This window comes from Campylobacter concisus (genome assembly GCF_003049705.1).
GTDB lineage: Bacteria > Campylobacterota > Campylobacteria > Campylobacterales > Campylobacteraceae > Campylobacter_A > Campylobacter_A concisus_AR.
In genome coordinates, this window is the sequence record NZ_PIRF01000005.1 from 45,936 (window position 1) to 65,572 (window position 19,637).

At 35.6% G+C, this 19,637-nt stretch carries 20 protein-coding genes; 10 read left to right on the forward strand and 10 right to left on the reverse strand.

Translation table 11 applies throughout. The features are described from left to right. Positions 1-15: 15 nt before the first annotated feature. From CVT05_RS06455 to CVT05_RS06495, 9 genes are all read right to left on the reverse strand, one after another. Complete coding sequence (locus CVT05_RS06455; protein ID WP_107698224.1) at positions 16-579, reverse strand: MotE family protein; 564 nt, start codon at positions 577-579, stop codon at positions 16-18. Continuing rightward, a complete protein-coding gene (locus tag CVT05_RS06460; protein ID WP_107698225.1) occupies positions 579-1,001 on the reverse strand; it encodes a flagellar export protein FliJ in 423 nt (140 codons plus the stop codon). The genes CVT05_RS06455 and CVT05_RS06460 overlap by 1 nt, the downstream gene beginning before the upstream one ends. After that, a complete protein-coding gene (locus tag CVT05_RS06465) occupies positions 998-2,248 on the reverse strand; it encodes an adenylosuccinate synthase (RefSeq protein WP_084041659.1) in 1,251 nt (416 codons plus the stop codon). The genes CVT05_RS06460 and CVT05_RS06465 overlap by 4 nt, the downstream gene beginning before the upstream one ends. A gap of 2 nt (positions 2,249-2,250) precedes the next feature. Then, a complete protein-coding gene (locus CVT05_RS06470) occupies positions 2,251-3,117 on the reverse strand; it encodes an ATP phosphoribosyltransferase regulatory subunit (RefSeq protein ID WP_021090725.1) in 867 nt (288 codons plus the stop codon). Next, positions 3,117-7,211 (reverse strand): diguanylate cyclase domain-containing protein, encoded by a 4,095-nt coding sequence (locus CVT05_RS06475; protein ID WP_107698226.1) that lies wholly within the window; start codon positions 7,209-7,211, stop codon positions 3,117-3,119. Before CVT05_RS06475 ends, CVT05_RS06470 begins: the two co-directional genes overlap by 1 nt. A 146-nt stretch (positions 7,212-7,357) precedes the next feature. Further along, positions 7,358-7,987, reverse strand: a complete 630-nt coding sequence (locus tag CVT05_RS06480) for an NAD(P)H-dependent oxidoreductase (RefSeq protein WP_107698227.1) — start codon at positions 7,985-7,987, stop codon at positions 7,358-7,360. A 94-nt stretch (positions 7,988-8,081) separates the two neighbouring features. After that, complete coding sequence (selD, locus tag CVT05_RS06485; protein WP_413784143.1) at positions 8,082-9,104, reverse strand: selenide, water dikinase SelD; 1,023 nt, start codon at positions 9,102-9,104, stop codon at positions 8,082-8,084. Next, positions 9,101-9,700, reverse strand: coding sequence for a sulfurtransferase-like selenium metabolism protein YedF (gene yedF, locus CVT05_RS06490; RefSeq protein ID WP_021090823.1), 600 nt, complete (start codon positions 9,698-9,700; stop codon positions 9,101-9,103). The genes selD and yedF overlap by 4 nt, the downstream gene beginning before the upstream one ends. Positions 9,701-9,851: 151 nt before the next feature. Next, complete coding sequence (locus tag CVT05_RS06495) at positions 9,852-10,799, reverse strand: formate dehydrogenase subunit gamma (protein WP_021090567.1); 948 nt, start codon at positions 10,797-10,799, stop codon at positions 9,852-9,854. Positions 10,800-11,089: 290 nt separating this feature from the next. On the opposite strand from CVT05_RS06495, the gene CVT05_RS09640 reads away from it, so the two are divergent. Both CVT05_RS09640 and CVT05_RS09530 read left to right on the forward strand, forming a co-directional pair. Continuing rightward, on the forward strand, positions 11,090-11,221 hold the full coding sequence (locus CVT05_RS09640; protein ID WP_258032198.1) for a hypothetical protein: 132 nt from the start codon (positions 11,090-11,092) through the stop codon (positions 11,219-11,221). Between the two features lie 103 nt (positions 11,222-11,324). Beyond that, positions 11,325-11,504, forward strand: a complete 180-nt coding sequence (locus CVT05_RS09530; RefSeq protein WP_234400569.1) for a hypothetical protein — start codon at positions 11,325-11,327, stop codon at positions 11,502-11,504. A gap of 77 nt (positions 11,505-11,581) precedes the next feature. Here the strand turns inward: CVT05_RS09530 and nspC are convergent, their stop codons facing one another. Continuing rightward, the gene (gene nspC, locus CVT05_RS06505) at positions 11,582-12,721 is read right to left on the reverse strand and encodes a carboxynorspermidine decarboxylase (protein ID WP_107698228.1); all 1,140 of its coding nucleotides are present in this window, start codon (positions 12,719-12,721) and stop codon (positions 11,582-11,584) included. Positions 12,722-12,804: 83 nt separating this feature from the next. On the opposite strand from nspC, the gene CVT05_RS06510 reads away from it, so the two are divergent. The 8 genes from CVT05_RS06510 to CVT05_RS06545 all read left to right on the forward strand — a co-directional run bounded on the left by CVT05_RS06510 (position 12,805) and on the right by CVT05_RS06545 (position 19,587). Beyond that, positions 12,805-13,026: a MoaD/ThiS family protein gene (locus CVT05_RS06510; RefSeq protein WP_107698229.1), complete on the forward strand. Its 222-nt coding sequence runs from the start codon at positions 12,805-12,807 to the stop codon at positions 13,024-13,026. 1 nt (position 13,027) lies between these two features. Then, positions 13,028-13,462, forward strand: a complete 435-nt coding sequence (locus tag CVT05_RS06515) for a molybdopterin synthase catalytic subunit (RefSeq protein ID WP_021090672.1) — start codon at positions 13,028-13,030, stop codon at positions 13,460-13,462. Positions 13,463-13,473: 11 nt separating this feature from the next. Beyond that, complete coding sequence (locus tag CVT05_RS06520) at positions 13,474-13,935, forward strand: molybdate transport repressor (RefSeq protein WP_107698230.1); 462 nt, start codon at positions 13,474-13,476, stop codon at positions 13,933-13,935. A 239-nt stretch (positions 13,936-14,174) separates the two neighbouring features. Further along, on the forward strand, positions 14,175-16,028 hold the full coding sequence (locus tag CVT05_RS06525; protein ID WP_107698231.1) for a TonB-dependent receptor domain-containing protein: 1,854 nt from the start codon (positions 14,175-14,177) through the stop codon (positions 16,026-16,028). Between the two features lie 11 nt (positions 16,029-16,039). Then, entirely contained in the window at positions 16,040-17,005 is a 966-nt protein-coding gene (locus CVT05_RS06530) for an ABC transporter substrate-binding protein (protein ID WP_107698232.1), read from the forward strand. Further along, on the forward strand, positions 17,002-17,799 hold the full coding sequence (locus CVT05_RS06535) for an ABC transporter permease (protein WP_054196111.1): 798 nt from the start codon (positions 17,002-17,004) through the stop codon (positions 17,797-17,799). Before CVT05_RS06530 ends, CVT05_RS06535 begins: the two co-directional genes overlap by 4 nt. Continuing rightward, positions 17,799-18,488 (forward strand): ABC transporter ATP-binding protein, encoded by a 690-nt coding sequence (locus tag CVT05_RS06540; protein WP_107698276.1) that lies wholly within the window; start codon positions 17,799-17,801, stop codon positions 18,486-18,488. Before CVT05_RS06535 ends, CVT05_RS06540 begins: the two co-directional genes overlap by 1 nt. Continuing rightward, entirely contained in the window at positions 18,481-19,587 is a 1,107-nt protein-coding gene (locus CVT05_RS06545) for an NnrS family protein (RefSeq protein WP_107698277.1), read from the forward strand. The genes CVT05_RS06540 and CVT05_RS06545 overlap by 8 nt, the downstream gene beginning before the upstream one ends. Positions 19,588-19,637: the final 50 nt, after the last annotated feature.

Genomic DNA, 19,637 nt, shown 5'->3' on the forward strand with positions numbered 1-19,637 from the left:
TTGTGCAAAAATTTATTACTGAATATTTATGCTACCAGCTGGGGTTGGCATATCGCCTTTTTCATCAGCAAATGGTGGCCCTTTTTGAAGCAAAGTGGTGATCTCGGATGCTACTTTTGGATCCATTTTTGCCATGATAGTAGATATCTTTTTGGCATCAAGAGCATAAAGTATGGTGGCTGCGTTTGATCTAGGCATTTTAGAGAGAACCTCAGCTGCCGCGCCATCTTTCATCTTAGAATATGACTCATTGACTTTATCGCTAGTCATTGTGCGAAGTTCTTTTAAAATTTTCTCATTTTTAGCGATCGCTTCATCGATCTCTTTGCGTTTTTGCTCGATTACTTTCATTGTCGCATTTATATCAGCTTCTTTTTTGGCAAGCTTTTTATTATTTTCTTCATAGGCTGCTGCTGAGCTTGCACGAAATACCTCTAAAGCTTGGCGCTGCTCGTCTATGATCTCAAGTTCCTTTGAAATTTCTTCTTTTCTAGCTTCAAAAATTTGCGTACAGTCAACTGGTACTTCAAAACAAAATGCAAAATTTAAAATAGTTAAGAGTAATAAAACCGCTCTCATCAAAACTCGCTCTTAGTTGTAAATTTCATCACCGCAAACTCATCAAGCGCAAGTGCTTCGGCCTTTTGTATGCGTTTTATCTCTTTTTTAAACTCTTCTTTTTCTAGATATTTCATCTTTTCGTACTCTAAATTTGCATTTTTATATTTATGTTCGTAATGCGAAACCTCTTTTTTAGCTATCTCAAGGCTCTCTTTGCAGGCATTTAACTCTTGCCTTGCTATCTTTATAAACTCTAAATTTTCCTTTAACTCGCTTATATTGCCACTTTTTGGCAAGCAAAACTCCTCAAGCCTTGCTCTTAAATGTACTAAATTTTCTTCAAAATTTCTTACATTAAGCCTAGCAACGGCAAGCTTTGCCTCTACCTTATCCATCTCTTGTTTTTTTACACGGACGATAGAGGTAAATTTGCTTTTCATCTAATGATCGTATCGCTTCTTTCAGGGCTTGTTGAGATGTAGCCGATCTTTACGCCAGTTAGCTCTTCTATTCGCTCGATATAGGCTCTTGCATTTGCTGGCAGATCTTCATATTTGCTTATGCCTTTTACGCTATCCCAGCCTGCAAGTTCCTCGTAAATAGGAGTTGCATTTTCAAGATCTGTTGGCATATAATCAATAGTTTCACCATTATATTGATAAGCTTTGCAAATTTTTACCACTTCAAATCCATCAAGTACATCAAGCTTCATAAGCGCATAAGTATCGACACCATCGAGTCTTGAAGCATATTTTACACTCACAGCATCAAACCAGCCACAACGTCTGCGGCGGCCTGTTGTTGTGCCAAATTCCTTACCGATATCACACATCTTATCGCCACTCGTACCTTTATCTTCTGTTGGGAAAGGGCCAAAGCCAACACGAGTTGTATATGCCTTTATGACGCCTATTACTTCACCGATTTCTTTTGGATTTAGTCCAAGACCTGTGCAAGCACCTGCACTTATGGTATTTGAGCTAGTTACGTATGGATATGTGCCATGGTCGATATCTAAAAGCGTACCCTGAGCGCCTTCAAGTAATACCTTTTTATTTTCATCAAGTGCCTTCCACACTAGGTTTGTAGTATTTGCGATAAATGGAGCTAAAACCTCTTTATATCTTTTTAGCTCTTCAAGTAATTCATTCTCATTGGGAATTTTTACACCAAGTGCGTCAAATACGCATTTGTTTGTCTCAAAATCATGCATCAAAGCATCGCACAAACGCTCTGGCTCAAGTAACTCGCCTACTCTGTGGCCACTTCTACTTATTTTATCAGCATAAGTTGGTCCTATGCCTTTGCCAGTCGTACCGATAGCCTTTTCGCCCTTTAGTCTCTCCTTTGCTTGATCGATTTGACTATGGTAGCTTAGATTTAAATGTGCTTTATCACTAATATAAAGTCTTCCTTCCAAATTTTCAAACTGAGCCATTTCAGTGATTAATACTTCTGGGCAAACAACAACGCCATTGCCAATGATGTTTATGATATTTTTATGCAAAATTCCGCTTGGAACAAGGTGAAGCGCGTATCTAACACCATCAACCCAGATAGTATGGCCGGCATTATGGCCGCCCTGTGAGCGACAGATCATGTCATAGTTTAGTCCTAGCATATCAACTATCTTGCCTTTACCCTCATCACCCCATTGAACTCCAACTACTAAATCAGCCTTTCTCATTCTTACTTCCTTAAATTAATTTTTTCTTCTATCAATGCATCTGTATAAACAGCAAAACCACTATTTATTTTTCCGTCTATTTCGTAGCTGCCGCCACTTGCTATTATGCTATTATTTCTTAAAAATCTAAAAAATAAACTATCGTAATATCTCATTTTCGAGTAATATAGCGGAACTATTCTTAAATTTTTATATTCTAAAGCACTGGCTAAATTTCTCAAATTTTCAAGCGGTTCTTTTAGCTTGCTTGGAGAAATTTTAATCACTTCATCCAACTCATCAACTGACTTTAAAAGAGCAAGAGCACTTAGCCATGGAACATTTTGAGATAAAATTTTTTCCATTTGTCCATTTTCAAAAATTTCAATAGGTACACTTAAAATTTCACAAATTACCCTTGGAATTTGTATATTGCTCACTTGCAAAAATGTATCCATTTTTAGCTCATTAAGAAGCTTTGCTACGATATTTATGCTTTTTAAAACATCATTTTCACCGATTAGCTCGGCTCCGATTTGATAAATTTCTTGGCTTGGATAGCGAAAGACTGGTTGGATATAAAACCATCTTTTTGATTCGTTTGCTTTTAGTCTTCTAAGCACGATCCTTACAGTATCTACCGTACTATCAGCTCTTAGACTTATTTCGTGATTTAGGCTATCGCTAAAACGTAAAAGATTTGTAGCATCTACACTTAAATGCTGGTGATATGAGAAAAATGGCGTTACGATCTCGCTAAAGCCTTCATTTTCTAAAATTTCACTAGCTTTTTGCTCGATCTGCCTCTTTAGCTTTGCGCTACTGGCAAAGTATAGCTTGCTTCCATTTGGGATTTCATGCTCATAAACATTTAAAGCATTTTCATTCATTATTTATTCGCTCCACTCAAATTTAGATCATTGTCACATAATAAAATTGCCTCATTAGCTAAATTTATTACGTTCTCTTTGTCTATTTTTACAAGGATCGTATCTAAAATTTCAGCTAATTTTTTATCTATTGTTCTGATATCATCTACTTGATTTGCTATTTCGATTTTTAATTTTTCGCTTACTTTTTCATCGCATTTAAGTAAATTTATCAAACGAATCATAAGCTCTTTTGCACCTACTATTTTGCAAAGCATATTGTAGTTCTCATCATCTTGAAAATTTCTTACATTTAGCGGAGATGATAGGGTGAATTTAAATTTGAGCACATCATCCAGGCTAAGCTCTGGCGCAAAAAGCCGTCCTTGAAATCTACTAAAGCCAAACCCGACAAAAATTTCAAGCATGCTTTTATCTTCTAAATTTTTTATCATGACATCAAAATCAAATGTATCTGATACATACTTTATCATGCGTATGGTCTTTAGCGCTTCTACTGAATCAAAAATTTGTTTGCAAAATCTTTTATCTATATTAAATCTATTTGTTTTTAACATACCTAACGCTTCTACTGAGCCCGAATAAGATGCAAAATCATCAAGCGAAAAGCTAACGCCTAGCTCCTTATAAGCATCGATATATCTAACAACATCATCTAAATTTACGCCACTTGCAGAGTCAACGATATCTATGATTAGCCCATTAGCGTCTAGCTGCTCATCTTCTAAAAGCTTTTTAAATTTCTCAAAAAACTCAGATGTCATTAGCTTTTTAATGCATAAATTTACTCTAACTTTTGCATTTATCCCCTCTTTTAGCCACACAGCCCTAGCTTTTAAAGCATCTTTTAGTGTAAATAATGCGATAGCAACAACTGCTTTTGAGCCTTTTGCAAGCGGTAAGAAGTCTGATGGCCTTAATATCTTATCGCCATTTTTCCATCTAATAAATGCCTCAAAACTGCTAACTTCCCCGCTTTTTATATCAATCTCAGGCTGATAAAGCAAGAACATCTCGCCAGCATCGATAGCTTCAATGATCTTTGAGTCATCTCTATATTCATTTTTAAAGTAAGTATCTTTTTTCGAATTAAATACATAATATTTATTTTTTCCATTAAGCTTTGCTTGATACATGGCCCAATCTGCTCTTTCGATTAGATCATCAACACTAAGTGCATCGCTACTTAAGCTAATACCAATACTTACGCTAAGTTTTTTTTCATCATCATCAATAGAAATTTTACTCTGACCCACTCTTAAGATGTTTTCAGCAGTTTCGTAAATTTCTCCCAAATTTTCATAAGGCATAGCGCCTATAAACTCGTCTCCGCCTATTCTTGCAAATATTCCTTGTTTTGGAAAAATTTCATCTATTTTTTTTGAAATTTCTATTAGGATTTTATCACCTACTTGATGTCCATATCCGTCATTTATCGATTTAAAATTATCAAAATCAACATAAAAAGCTGCTATTTTTAAGCTTTTTTTCGCTTGTTTTAGCAGATTTTCTAGCTTATTAAAAAGTAAAAATCTATTTGGCAGCCCAGTCAGCGTATCGTGATACGCGATAAATTCGAGATACTCTTTATTGTAGCAGTCATCATTTGCGCTTGAAGCTAACAAAATATATCCCTCTTGATCGCCAAACGTGTTTAAAAGCTTGCTTATACTTATGACTTCGAGTCTATTTTTGCTTCGAATATCATGAATAAGACCTTGCCAAAAGCCAGTTATTTTAATTGAATTTAAAATTTCATCTTTAATATCTTTTAGTCCGTTTTTAAAATTTATTATATCTTTTGAGTAAATTTTCTCTATAAAATTTTTATCTCTAGAAATGTCAAGCGTATCGAAAAAAGCGTCATTAGCATCTATGATCCTAAACTCATCATCAAGCATAATAATTTGCTCTTTTGCGTATGAGAAAATTTTTGCTAAAAGGTCTTGATAAGAAAAAAAGCTATTTTGCACACTAAGATCTTGCATTGTGCCCTTTATGACGCTTACTTCACCATCATAAAAAGCTATTGCTTTTGCTCTAATCCTTACATAAATAATCTCTTTATCAGCCCTATAAAAACGCACTTCGCCATCATATACTTCACCTTTTTTTATAAGGTCAAAAAAGTCCTTAAAGCTTACAAATTCATCTACAAATATAGTTTTTGCACGTTCAAAATTTATACTCATATCCCCATTTAATGCATATCCGAGCGACTTGGCGATAGCATTTGGGATATAAAGGGTATCGCTTTTTTTATCCCATGAAAAGACAAGCGCTTGGCTTGCCCAAAGTATGCTTTGAAAATATTTTAATTCAGCATCATATTTTTCTTGCAACTTCGCTATATCACTTAAGTCATTAAAAAAGTAGATGATCTTTCGCTCTTTATCAGCACCATTATCTATAAATTTTACTTTTATCTTAAATGGTGTTTTGTTGTTTTCATTTGTTTGCATATTGGCTACGAGATTTATCTCGCTATTTTTGCTACCTTTTTCAAAGAATTTTTTAGATTCATTAGAAACATTTACAGCAAACTCATCTAAACTTTCAGGACTTATTAGATTTTTTAAATTTATAAGCTTCTTATCTTGTGGGACTTTAAAGACACTATCGATATTTTGCGTACTTCTTACGATAGAAAATGGATCGCTACTTAATGCTTCTGCTATTACATTTGGCGATAAAAACGAATAATCATTTATTGCTTCGTTATCCTTTTTCGTAAATTTTCCATCGTCAAGCTCGTGTATAAGCATAAAATTTAGCCTAGAATCTCTTAGTTCAATCTGCGACTCTTGTAAAAATCCCTCTTTAGTGCCGCCATCTTTTGTTTTTAGCTTGATTTTAAAACTCATATCGCTATTTTGAGCATCTTGTTTCATTTGCATAAACAATGCAAAATCGTCATCTATTAAATCATTTAAATTTAGCTCTATAATCTCATCTTTTGTGTAGCCAACAGAAGATAAAAATGCATTACTAGCATCAATAATATCGCCGCTATAAGCATCATAAACTACTATTTTCAAAAAGCTTTGCTCAAAAATATAGCCAAATCTACTTTTGTATTCTTCTAGTCCGTCAGTTGCTTTTTTGGTTTCTATCTTTAGCTTGTTTATTCCATTTTTTATATCTTCAAATTCTGCTACATTAAGGCTTCGTCTTATCTCGTATTCATCGCCATCCAAAGTATCTCTTACCTCTTTTAAAGCTGGCATTATTCTATTTTTTATAAATTTTACATCTCTAACCCATAATATTAAAGAAGATATAAAACAAAAGATCGATAGCCAAAATAACACAAACTGCATAAAGATATGAAAATGCTTCGTTGAAGCGGTAATAACAAAAATTTTATACTCTGGCATATAGCTTATGAGATAAAAGCCCATATGGCTTAAAGAAAATATTATTTTATCCTCTTTAAACTCATCGCCAAGACTCACATAAGGCAAAAACATCGATTCATCAAATTTTTTATAAAACTCATCTCTTGATAAATTTCCATATTTATCTACCAGATAAGCATAAGTTTTGCTTTTATCATCGTAACCTACATTAGTGTAGTTTTGCAAAAATTTTATATCAATTTGAACTAAAATACTGCCTCCATTTTTTAGTCCATAAGATGCATAAATGTCTCTAAAACGACTGTTTTTATAAACTCGATCCGATACTGTAAATTTTCCAGCATCTGTCTCGTTTAACCTAAGCCGAGATAGATCCTTTTCGGCTATGTCATCAGCACCTAAAAATCTCTTTAAATAGATTAAATTTCTATTTTTATCAAAAACATAAAAAGCTATATAAAGATCGTTTTTTGTTGAATTTTTATCAAATAGTATATCACTAAGACCTGCTTCAACCATTTTTGACTTTAAAAATAGATCATTTTTTATTATAAAAAAGCTATTTGAGATTGATGATTTTATATTTGAATTAGTTGAGCTAAGATCATATTTTATATCGTTCGTACCGGCACAAACTACAAATAATGCTAAAAATATAAATGAGAGTAAAAGTAAAATAGCCTTTGTGTAAAACATTTTTACTATTTGAAGGCTGGTTTTTTGTTTATCAAGCACGATAGACACCTCGTTAGTTTAGGTTTTGGCTCTGATTTTATCCCATTTTTACTTGATTTGGGTTTATAAAGGTAAGTATTTATTTAGAATTTATTGATTTATTTAAAATTGAGCCAAAAATTTATTTAAAATTTGGCTCAAATATCTTAATAAATCCAAGTAACGATATCAGAAATTTCTCTGCGAAGTTTTTTTGGTTGTGGATTTAGGCGGTAGCCAAATGGCACCATAATAGCAACTCTTTGAAAGCTCTCATCAAGCCCCAAAAGTTCATTTAAAGCGTGTCTGTCAAAGCCTTCTATCGGGCAACTATCAATGCCCAAACTTGCAGCTGCATTCATCATATTTGTGGCGATTATCATGCATTGTTCATGTGACCACTGAAATGTTAGCTCATCATCATTTTTAAAATTTGCTAGCAAAAAGTCATGATAAAATTTTTGCCTTGAAGCAATGGCTTCAGGATCTTTGTTAGTATTTCTAGCGATCATTTTATTAACGTATGCGCTTCCAAATTTTACCTCTTTGATCTTAGCTAAAACGACAACTAAATGCGAGCAAGATGTGATTTGCGCTTGGTTCCACGAAACGGCTTTTATTTTCTCTCTAAGCTCCTTATTTTGCACGACCAAAAAGTCCCACTGCTCAAGGCCAGTTGAGCTTGGGCTTAACCTGCCAGCTTCTAGTATAAAATCAAACTCGCCAGCGCTGATCTTTTTGCTCTCATCAAAAATTTTGCAAGCATGACGAAATTTTAAAATTTCAAGATAGTTCATTATCTCTCCTTTATAAATTTTTGACATTATAGGGCGGTTAGGTAAATTAAAAGATTTTTCTAACGCAATGAGATAGCACGCTATTTTTAAAAATTTATTTTAAAAATATACCAAACTCGCTCTTTGGCACCGCAGAGCCAACAATAGCCGAGCTTTCATAACCTACTTCTTTTAAGCGTTTTACTGCGAGCATCGCGTCCTTTTCACCAACTGCGAGCAAAAGTCCACCAGAAGTCTGTGCATCAAATAGCAAAATGTCAGCTTCCTTGTCCACAAGATGCTTTGCAAATTCGCGGTTTTTATAGCTCCCCTCTGGAATGATACCCATATTGGCAAATTCTTTTGCACTTGTGATGATTGGCACATTTTTTTCATAAATTTCAAAACTGATCTTTTCATTTAGCATTTCGCTTAAATGCCCCAAAAAGCCAAATCCAGTCACATCAGTGGCCGCATAGACTTTGATGCCATCAAGTGCTTTTAATGCATAAAAATTTAGCTGTGCCATGATAGTTGCAGCCTCTTTTATCTGCTCCATGCTTAATAAATCAGCCTTTATTGCTGTACTTAAAATACCGCTTCCAAGGGGCTTTGTAAGTATCAAAACATTGCCATTTATGGCTGTATTATTTGCCCAAAATTTATCAGGATGCACCCTTCCAGTGACGCTAAGCCCATAATACATCTGCTGTGTCTCGATCGTATGCCCACCAACGATTATACCGCCACACTCTTTTACTTTATCGGCTCCACCTTGTAAAATTTCGCCTAAAATTTCAGGTGCCAAGTTGCAGCTATCAAAGCCTACGATATTTAGAGCATTTATTACCTCACCACCCATTGCAAAGACATCGCTTAGGCTATTTGCAGCAGCGATTTGACCGTAAATAAAAGGATCATTTACCACAGGCGTTATAAAGTCAAGCGTTTGAACAAGTGCAAGATCACTTGAAATTTTAAAGACACTCGCATCCTCATTAGAATTGGTGCTTGAGAGCAGATTTGGATGAGATAAATTTAAACTACTAATCGTTTTGTTTAGACCCGACGGGTCAAGCTTAGCAGCTCAACCAGCGGCTCTAACGAACTGCGTAAGCTTTTTGTCGTGATAGATCATAGTTTGATTTGCTCGTGAGTTGAGAGTATGTCGATAATCTCATAAGCATTTGAAATTTCGCCAATCGCAAGATCGCTTACTAGCTTATAAGCCTCCAAGCAGCTTCCGCAGCTTAAAATTTTAACACCAGCAGCTTCAAGATCTTTAAGCGGCTTAAAGCTTGGGTGTGAGCGATTTGTAGTCATCTTTACAGCGTTATTTACGCAGATTATTATCTTTGGCTTTTTCTCGACTTGAAGAAATGCTCCTAGGAATTTTGATAGTAAATTTATTCCCACTTCGCCACTTCCCGCGCGCTCTTCATTCAGATAGAGTACTTTATTATTTTTTGGTGTTATGTCGCAGACAAACTCATCAAAATTTGTAAGCTCAAGCGCATTTTTGCCTTTTGTAGCTAAAATCTTAGTCTCGTTGCCATTGCTTTCTAGGCTAAATTCTATATTTTGATTTTTTAAAAATCTTGAAATATTTTCTTTTGGGGCTAGTGCATTTACCAAAATTTCTAAGCTTTCACCTTCACTTAAGCCATCAAGTGCATTTTTTGTCATTATGACTGGTTTTGGACACTCTAAATTTCTACAATCAATTGTTGTCATGATTTTTCCTTTTGCAATTAGTATTTCAAACCTTGAAACTAGTTTGGATTATAGCCAAAAAAATATTAATTATTTTAAAAATTTTAATGTATAAATTTGAGATAAAAGAGAGCTTTGACCCCGCTTACTAGCAAGATCAAAGTAAAGTTAATTATTTTAAATTTGTATAAGACTTTTCATAATCAGATACTGGAATTTTATTCTCTCTAACGAGCTCTTGATACCAGTAGTGATGAAGAACATAAACTTCTTCTTCCTCTTTATATCCAGTAATCATCGACCAAATAGCACCATGAATAGCAATAGCTGCCATATAAATATGAACTAAGAAAAATACTGCACATGCAATGCCAAGACAGTTATGGATAATTACGCTGTATCTTAAAAGATCAATTTGTGTAAGACCAAACCAAGAAGCAACCGCTGGCTCTTTGAAGTCCGTAAAATACATAATCGCGCCAGTAATTATCATAACGATACCACCAGGGATAGCGATCCAGTACCATGCTTTTTGACCAGCATTAAATTTGCCAGCTGGAACAGGTCTCTTTTTCTTTGATAAATAGCCACCAACTATCATCATCCATCTGATATCATAAATTGCCGGAAGCATTCTCTTTGTCCAGGTAAATAACATAGGAAGCACAGAAACAGCAAAGATCACAGTTGCTGTATCGTGCAAGTATCTACAGAAACGCACAAATGTTCCACCGCCAAGCTCTGCACCCCACATAATGATGATACCAGTTGGCACTAAAATGATCCATGAGATCGCTGCCAAACCATGAGCTATACGTATGATCAATGAAAAAGCAAACACCTTTTTACCATCATGACTAAAATGTTTTGGTCCAATGATTAAAAAGTGTAATGCAAATGCTCCAATAACAGCCAAAATGATAGAAAGTGCTGCTATTGCAAAGTAGTCATTACCTTGGATAAAAGTAAATATCGGCCCCAAACCTTGTTCGTATGGCTTGATATTTTCTATCCTTTCAGCCGCCCAAATAGCACTATTATATTGATTGACGCCAGTTGGTCCTTGAGTTGCCATTGCTGTTACAAATAATGTAAAAAGCAGAGTAAGAATTCTCGTCATTGTAGTCCTTTATGAGTTTGAGCTTAAACAATTTAAGTATTGGTTAAATACGTTAAATCGCATAGCTACGCTATTTTGGTCGCTATTATATCAGAGCTAATCACAAGCAAACCTTAGCAAAAAAGATTACTAAAAATTTTATAAAGAATATTTAAGCTTTGTTAATTTTTATAAGAATATTAAATCTAAATTCATTCTATTTTATAGTTAAAAATTATTTCAGATTTTGCTTTTAAAATTTAAACGAGAACACCAATAATTTTAAAAATTTCTATCCAAAAGACAGAGAAATGAACCTCTTTTATCTTTTTAATGATTATGAGGCGCTTGATCTAATGGCAACAAGTTTATATCGTATCTTAAAAAGTATATTCTGGCTTCAAATTTTTGCCTTAGTGTCTGCACTGGCTCAGCCTTGCTAGCTCGCACTGGAGTGCTTGACGGCTTAAAGGCTACCTCAAATAAAAGATCTCTTGAGTCGATGAAAGGATAAGGCGAGGCAGTAGAGTAACAAGAGCATGCCAAGTGATAAAAGATGATAAATTTTACACAGCTTCAGGCGTGGCTGCTGGCATGGATATGGCCCTTGGCTTTATCAGTGATCATTTCGGTAAAGAATTAGCTCAAAGTATCGCAAATAAAACCAAATACAACTTGCAAAAGAGTGCAAAGATAGATAAATTTGCCAAAATTTATGGATACTAATCTGTAAAAATTTATAGATATAAATACAAATGAGCTTTTAGTATTTAGCAGCCAGAAACTAGCCGCAACACCAGCTATTAGTTTCTACGCCTATACTCTTCATAGTCAAGCTCCCTAATCATCTTTATATCGCCATCTTCTTTTAAAAGCACTAAATCAGGCAGTTTTATGCCGTTAAATGTCGTATTTTTTACGATAGTGTAGTGAATTTGATCTTCAAAGATGACTCGGTCGCCGATTTTTAGCTCGCTATCAAATTTATACTCCGCATCGCCCGCTTCAAGCCCTACTATATCGCCAGCTAGGCAGGTATTGCCGCCAAATCTATAAGCAAATTTGCCATTTTCACTCTCACCTCTAACAGCTGGGCGGTAAGGCATGAGCACGGTATCAGGCATATGCGCCTCGGCCGAGGTGTCAAGGATGGCGATGGCTTTTTCATTATGCACGATGTCAAGCACGCTACTTATCAAAAAGCCAGTCTGCCAGCCAACGGCCTCGCCAGGCTCCAAATAGACCTCTACGCCATATTTCTCGCGGAAGCGTCTAATGATATTTATAAGCAGCTCCACGTCATAATCAGCCCTCGTGATGTGGTGACCGCCGCCCATATTTATCCATTTCATCTTTGGGATAAACTCGCCAAATTTCTCTTCAAATGCTTCCAGTACGATCTGCAAGCTACTTGCACTCTCCTCGCAAAGTGCGTGAAAATGAAGCCCACTAATACCATCAAGAAGCTCGGGCTTAAAATTTGCCCTTATAATGCCAAGCCTGCTAAATTTGCCGCATGGATTATAGCTGTCAGTTGGGGCTAGCGAGACCTCTGGATTGACCCGCAGGCCGCAGATGATGCCATTTTGCAGGGCAATACCCTTGAATTTTTGCCACTGAGCAAAAGAGTTAAATGTGATGTGCTTTGAAATTTTTAAAATTTCATCAAAGTCCTCATCTTTAAAGGCTGGACTATACGTGTGGATCTCGCCTTTTACGTATTCACTTGCAAATTTTGCCTCATGAAGCCCACTGCAAGTCGCACCGTCAAGATAAGAGCCAACCATATCCATCACTCCGCTAAATGCAAAGCCCTTAAGTGCGACTAAAATTTTAGCTCCGCTTTGCTCTTTGACATATTTTAAAAGCTCTAAATTTTTACGTACTTTTGCCTCTTCGCAGACGTAGGCTGGGGTTTTTATGCTCTTTAAAATTTCGTTCATTTTTACTCGCTTTTTAAATTTTTAAATAAGTATATCTAAATTTATTTTTAAGTAAAATCAGCAAAAATTTCAAAGGATAAAATGTGATAGAGATCGAATTTCTTGGGCCCATCGGACTTGAGAATATAAAAATAGAAGCGAAAAATTTAGGCGAAGTAAAAGTAGCTTTAAGCGAGAAAGAAGAGCTTAAAAAATGGCTAAATATCTGTGCGGTTGCCGTAAATGACGAGATCGTAAGCGATATAAATTTTGCTCTAAAAGAAGGAGATAAAATTTCTATATTACCGCCAGTTTGTGGGGGCTAAGATGCAAATTTATAATGGAAGCTTGGACGTTCAAAGCATCACAAACGAGTGGTATGAACGCTTTAAGGATAAAAACTGCGGCGCGCTCATCACTTTTGTTGGAATCGTAAGAGAAGAAGGTGGTATTTCGGCGCTTAGCTTTGATATCTATGAGCCGATCCTTAAAAAATGGCTAGATGCCTGGGAAGAGCGAGCCAAAAAAGAAAATGCCTACGTACTCTTTGCTCACTCAAAAGGCGATGTGGCCGTGCATACGAGCTCTTATGTTGCAGGCGTTGTGAGCCCTCAAAGAAAGGTCGCGCTAAGGCTCATAAACGAATTTGTCGAGGACTTTAAGGCAAATGCACCGATCTGGAAATATGACGTGATAAATGGCGAGAGAATTTATGCAAAAGAGCGCAGCCAAGCGATAAATGGTGCTGGAATTCTAGCTTAAAAGGAAAAATGATGATAACAAAAGAGAGTAAAAAAGATGTATTTTGGGCGCTAGTCTTTGGGTTTGGACTTTTTATATTTAGCATCATTGGCTACTTTTATCTAGCTCTTGGCACAGCGTCTCTCTTTGGCATCATCATTGGCGCTCTCTCAGTATTCTTTTGTGTTAGAAAAATTTTTCAAAACAACTTTTTAAGTATTGAAGATGATGGATTTATCATCACTAAAGGCTCAAAAAGCATCAAATTTTACTTTAAGGATATCAACGAAATCGCCATTAAAAGCTTTGGCGATAAGAAAAAAGTTGAGACTTTGAGCGTAAAATTTAAGAAAAACCGTCTTGATAGAGATGCTTGCTTTGGATTAGTGCAACCACTAGGTAATGATTTGATCATCATTTTTGATAAATATGAACTCTCGAAATTTACCATTTCAAAAGAGCTAAGAGATAGGCTTAATAATTTTAGAGCCTAATTAAATCGACCTATGATTTAAAATTTTATATAACAATTATCAAAATTTTATACATTTTTCACATTAAATTTACTCCGTTTAGCTACTCTTACAAAAATAAAATTAAGCATTTTATCTACACTAAGTTCGTAAATATGGATTAAAAATTTAAAGGATGACTTACATCAACTTTTATAAAGGGTTTTGCTACTACAATTCTGATAAAAGAAATCATAATTATATCTTTAAAAGGAGTTTACATGAGACCCATTTTAAGCCTAGCAGTTCTTTCATCACTGCTTCTAGCAAATGAAGCAAATTTAGACATTATAAAGCCTATTAGAGAATTTGCTCCGCCGCCAGTCATCACGCCAAACGTTGCACAAAGCGCCTTTGTGGAAAATCAATTTGACCGCACTCAAAGAAGCGAATATCCATTTGTTACAAATTTGCTTGACAACTCAGCTGATATGTTTCATATCTCAGCTGGAATGTATGGCAAAAGTTTTTACAATTCATCGCTTTTTAAATATCGTGGCGCAAATTTTTACACCGTTTTAAATGCAAATTTCACTAAAGCAAATAATTATAAAGATGGAAGTGGCAAAAGATGGGACTATGGCTACAATAGGCAAGGTCAAAGCGCTATTTTAGGTTTCGTGCCAAATGAGCTTAGCGAGCTTAGGCTTACGTTTTTAAGGGATAATATCGATAAAGACAAGCAACCAGAGCACGCGATGGATGCCTTTAAAACGACAAGAAAAGTTGGCAAGCTAAATATTAGATTAGGCGAAGAAGATCTTTCAAATACGCTAAATTTTGAATTTGTCCTAAAAAAAGTTGAGCGAAAAGCTGATAATTTTCATCTAAGAGATGCCACTCCAAATGTGAAAGTGGATTTAAAGAGAAATATATTTGAGGCAAATTTAAAATATGACGCTGACTTTGCAAGCTTTCACAATCAAATAGGCGCTGGCTTTGAAAAAGATAAACATGACGGCAAAAGATACATGAAGCAAGGCAACAACTGGATCTTTAACGGATACAGATTTGCTGATGTCAGAAATGATAAATTTATGCTCTTTGACACACTTGCTTATAAATTTAATGAAGCAAATGAAGCCTCGCTTGCCTTAAAATATGAAGAGCAAAGAAGTAAATTAAATGGCATCGACACTAAATTTTTCGTGCCAAATCCGATCGCACCTAATACCACTCGCAAATTAGTTCGTCAAATTTACGGTGAGGACGTAAGTGATAAGATCAAAAAAGACGCTTTTAGTGCAAGTTTAAAATATAAATTTACACCAAACGATAAGGATAGCTACTTTGCAAAGCTTGAGAGCTTATCTCGCTTGCCAAGTAATATGGAGCGTTTTAATGCACTTTATGGTGCAGACGATAAAGGCTGGATAGCAAATCCGAATTTAGAGCCAGAAAGACACAATAGAGCGGTTCTTGGCTTTAAATTTGGTAGCGAGTTTTACAAAGAATACCTAAACTCGCTTCAAAACAAAGATGCTTTTAGCTTTGGAGGACATTTCATCGCTGATAGCGTTAAAAATTTGATCATTTTTGATAGACGCCACTCAAAAGCTGCGATGCCACTAAATAAAAATGCTGTCATCTCAAGAAACGTTGATGCAACACTTTATAGTGTAAATTTCAATACGGAATATAGCTTTGCAAGGCACTTTGGCTTAAAAAGCTCACTTTACTACAACTACGGACAAAACAAAACCGATGGCAGACCGCTTTATCAAATAAGGCCTTTTGAGGCAAATTTCGCATTTGACTACAAAGACTATGCAAGCTTTGGTAGCTACAACCTAGGCACTGCACTAAGACTAGTTTCAAAGCAAACTAGAGGCGATTTTAGCAAGCAAAATGGCTTAGGTATCGATAAAAAAGAGGCGGCAAAAGGATTTGGTTTGCTTGATCTTTATGGTGGCATAGAGTTTAAAAACAAAGTTGGCATAAGATTTGGCGTAGCAAATTTATTTGACAAAGATTATGCAGAATTTATTAGCGGTGATCACGTAGCAGCACTTGATCCAGTAGTCGTTCATGCCCCTGGCAGGACATTTTTCATTAGCTTTCACAGCAGTTTTTAAAGGAGAAAAAGATGTTAGATAGAAGAAAATTTTTAGGACTTAGCACAGCTTTAGGCGTTAGCGCATTTGCACCAAATTTATTTGCAAAAGAGAGCTTTACTATGTGGGGCGCACCGGCGATTCCAAGCGTTATCATGGCGGTTGCTGCGCTGCAAGGCGAGTTAAATAAAACTTATGATGTAAGCCTAAATATCTGGAAAACGCCAGATCAGCTGCGTGCAGGCGTGGCTAGTGGAGATATTAAAGTCACGATGTCGCCATCAAATGTCGCTGCAAATTTAAGAAATCAAGGGCTTGATTTTGCGATGTTAAATTTGCTGACTCTTGGCGTTATGAACGCTATGGTTAAGGATGAAAAGATCAAAAATTTAGAGGATTTTGTAGGCAAAAAGCTCATCATGCCATTTCGAGGCGACATGCCTGATCTTGTCCTAAGAGCGCTTTGCAAGAAGAGAGGCATAGACGTTAACAAGATAGACATCACCTATACAGCAACGCCACCTGAGGCTTTGCTTTTATTTTTACAAAAAGATTTTGACATTTTAATAGTTCCACAACCTCTTGGCGAAGCGACTATTTTGCGTGGTAAAAAAGCAGGCGTTAGCGTGCATTACTCAGTTGATTTTCCAAAAATTTGGGGCGAGAGCTTTGGCACAAAACCGATAATCCCAATGGCTGGCATTATCGTAGAAAGAGGCTTTTACGAGAAAAACTTAAGTCTATTTGACACGCTTCATAGTGACCTTAAAAATGCACTTTCATGGATACTTGAAAACAAACAAAGTGCAGCAAAGATAGGTTCAAGCTACTTGCCAGCTCCAGAAGTAGCACTTGCAAATGCTTTCGATAAGGCAAATTTAACGGTTACAAAAGCAAATGAACTACAAAATGAGATCATGGCATTTTTTGAAGAAATTTATCAGTTTAATCCAAAATTTCTAGGCGGTAAGATGCCAGATAAAGGTCTATTTTTATGATACTAATCGATGGCATTAAAAAAGATCGCTCAAGCTTTTTAAAAATAATTGACTATTTTTGGGGCGGATTTAGTGGATTTGCCGTAGTTTTTTTGATCTTAGCCATTTGGCAAGTGGGAAGCGAGTTTAGCTCCCCACTCTTGCTTCCGCCACCAAAAGATGTATTTTTAAAAGCCTGTGAAATTTTAAAAGATTATAAAAACAGCGAGATAAATATAACGCTTTGCAGATCACTGATCGGAGTTTGCTCGGCAACATTTTTTGGTATATTTCTAGGGCTAATAGCAGGTAGTTTTAAAAGTTTTGCAGCCTTTTTAAAGCCTGTTATTACCTTGCTTTTATCAATGCCACCAATTATTTGGATAGTACTTGCTATTTTTTGGTTTGGATTTGGAAATTTTAGCACCGTTTTTACTATCTTTATAACCGTTTTACCGCTTACTTTTGCAAGCTCGGCAGTTGCTATGAGTAGCGTAGATGAGGAGCTAAAAGAGATGTTTGACGCTTATAATCTAGGAATTTTAAAAAAGATAAGACACCTTTACATCCCACATCTTACGAGCTACATAATAAGCTCTATTAGCGTAGCTGTCGCAATGGGTGTAAAGATAGTGATAATGGCTGAGCTACTAGGTGCAAATAACGGCATGGGAGCAAAGATAGCAAATGCAAGGGCGATGCTTGAAACAACCGAGGTAATGGCATATGTTCTTTTAAGCATCACTCTTATCATGCTTTTTGAATACCTCATCATCGAGCCATTAAAAATAGCTTTGATGCCTTGGAGAAGATGATGCTTGAGCTTAAAAATGTAGAGTATGAAATTTTAAGAGATAAGGTCGTAAGGAATTTTAGTCTAAATGTAAAAGGTGGCGAGGTGGTGACGCTTTTTGGACCATCAGGATGTGGCAAGACAACGATACTTCGGCTTATTAGCGGACTAAATGAGCCTAGAAAAGGAAAAATTTTTAATAACTTTAAAAAGACTACATATTTTTTTCAAGAAAATCGCCTGCTTACATGGAAAAATGCTCTTGAAAATGTACTTTTAGTTATGGATAAACCAGACATTAACGCTGTTTTAGAGCTTTTTAAAAAGGTTGGATTAAGCCAAAAGGACACTTTAAAATACCCAAGTGAGCTAAGCGGCGGTATGAGACAAAGGGTCGCTTTCGTAAGAGCGGTTGTAACAAAGCCTGATCTACTTTTGATGGATGAGCCTTTTTCTGGACTTGATTATGATATGAAAGAAATTTTGATTGAGATTATCAGCCAAAGAGTAAGCGAAGGTATGAGCGTGGTTCTCGTCACGCACGATAGAATGGAGGCTGTAAAGATGTCAAATAGAATTTATTTCTTATCAAGTAAAGGCGCAGTCATACAAAGAGAACTTGAAATAGACAAAGATTTCAAAGATCGTGATTTTACGTTTATTAGCAAGATGATAGATGAAAATTTCAAAGGGCAAATTTATTATGATTAATAATTTTTTTACTCATCCTATGAGGATATTTTTCTTAATGAGTGCCGCCTGTGCGGTGCTTGGTGCAAGTGTGTTTTTTACTCCAACTGATTTTGTGAGTTTGCATAAATTTATATTTTTGCAACTTTTTCTAGCACTTGCTTATGCTGGATTTTTGCTAACTGGACTAACTGATTGGGCAAATTTTCAAGCATCTCTAAAAATACACGCCTATATATTATTTTCACTCTTTTTTATAAGCTTTATCTTGGCATTTTTTAGCCTATTTTTAGCACACTGCTTTATTGCTCTTTTTTGGCTTTACTTGGTTTTGCTTTGCCTTTATATGATCTGGCGAGATAAAAACGATGATCAATTTGGCGTACTTGGCTTTTTGTTTGGCATTTTAGGCTTTGAAATTTATTATCTAATAAGCGGCAACGAAAAATTTCTAAATTTACAAGTTTTTATCCACGTAATCGCTATCTTACTCATCTCCTACCGCGTTAGTGTCGTGCTTGGAAAAGAAGCGCTAAAAAGAGAAAAAGGTATGGATGAAGCTGTTTTTGTGCCAAATTTTATCTATAAAAATATCGCTATTTGCTGTGTTTGTGCCTTTTTACTTTTAAATATATTTTTTGAAACAAGCATGGGTGTCTATTATGCTGCGATAGCTTGTGGAAGTGCGGTACTTGCGAAGCTTAAAGAGTGGCACTATAAAGAGCTTTTTAGGCATAGTTTCGTGCTTTTATACTATTTTATGCAGCTATTTTTAGCGGTTGGATTTTTGGGAATCGGCTTTAGCGGTATTTTTGGGCTCCATCTTGAAACAAATTTTATGCACCTAATAGCGATAAATGCGGTAATTTTTAGCGTGATGCTTATATTTAATGTCGCAGGACTTCGTCACAGCGGACAAGAACTTGAGTTTTTACGCCTTAGTAAAATTGCCTTTATTTTAGTTCTTTTAGCTGGTATTAGCAGAGGAATTTTGGCTTATTTTTGGAGTGGCTTTTACATTCATTTACCAGCAACACTCATAGCAATCGCTTTTGTTTTTTGGCTCATAAATTTTTATGCGATCTTTAGGGATAACGATTTTAGCGATGACCCAGAGTAAAAAGATATTAAAAATTTATTCATTAATTAAAAAGAGTTTTTAAGTCTTTT

What these genes read in the sequence shown, in the direction of transcription:
- CVT05_RS06455 (WP_107698224.1), bottom strand. Translation starts at nt 579, where the DNA reads ATGAGAGCGGTTTTATTACTCTTAACTATTTTAAATTTTGCATTTTGT.
- CVT05_RS06460 (WP_107698225.1), bottom strand. Translation starts at nt 1,001, where the DNA reads ATGAAAAGCAAATTTACCTCTATCGTCCGTGTAAAAAAACAAGAGATG.
- CVT05_RS06465 (WP_084041659.1), bottom strand. Translation starts at nt 2,248, where the DNA reads ATGAGAAAGGCTGATTTAGTAGTTGGAGTTCAATGGGGTGATGAGGGT.
- CVT05_RS06470 (WP_021090725.1), bottom strand. Translation starts at nt 3,117, where the DNA reads ATGAATGAAAATGCTTTAAATGTTTATGAGCATGAAATCCCAAATGGA.
- CVT05_RS06480 (WP_107698227.1), bottom strand. Translation starts at nt 7,987, where the DNA reads ATGAACTATCTTGAAATTTTAAAATTTCGTCATGCTTGCAAAATTTTT.
- yedF (WP_021090823.1), bottom strand. Translation starts at nt 9,700, where the DNA reads ATGACAACAATTGATTGTAGAAATTTAGAGTGTCCAAAACCAGTCATA.
- CVT05_RS06495 (WP_021090567.1), bottom strand. Translation starts at nt 10,799, where the DNA reads ATGACGAGAATTCTTACTCTGCTTTTTACATTATTTGTAACAGCAATG.
- CVT05_RS09640 (WP_258032198.1), top strand. Translation starts at nt 11,090, where the DNA reads ATGAACCTCTTTTATCTTTTTAATGATTATGAGGCGCTTGATCTAATG.
- nspC (WP_107698228.1), bottom strand. Translation starts at nt 12,721, where the DNA reads ATGAACGAAATTTTAAAGAGCATAAAAACCCCAGCCTACGTCTGCGAA.
- CVT05_RS06515 (WP_021090672.1), top strand. Translation starts at nt 13,028, where the DNA reads ATGCAAATTTATAATGGAAGCTTGGACGTTCAAAGCATCACAAACGAG.
- CVT05_RS06520 (WP_107698230.1), top strand. Translation starts at nt 13,474, where the DNA reads ATGATAACAAAAGAGAGTAAAAAAGATGTATTTTGGGCGCTAGTCTTT.
- CVT05_RS06525 (WP_107698231.1), top strand. Translation starts at nt 14,175, where the DNA reads ATGAGACCCATTTTAAGCCTAGCAGTTCTTTCATCACTGCTTCTAGCA.
- CVT05_RS06530 (WP_107698232.1), top strand. Translation starts at nt 16,040, where the DNA reads ATGTTAGATAGAAGAAAATTTTTAGGACTTAGCACAGCTTTAGGCGTT.
- CVT05_RS06535 (WP_054196111.1), top strand. Translation starts at nt 17,002, where the DNA reads ATGATACTAATCGATGGCATTAAAAAAGATCGCTCAAGCTTTTTAAAA.
- CVT05_RS06540 (WP_107698276.1), top strand. Translation starts at nt 17,799, where the DNA reads ATGCTTGAGCTTAAAAATGTAGAGTATGAAATTTTAAGAGATAAGGTC.
- CVT05_RS06545 (WP_107698277.1), top strand. Translation starts at nt 18,481, where the DNA reads ATGATTAATAATTTTTTTACTCATCCTATGAGGATATTTTTCTTAATG.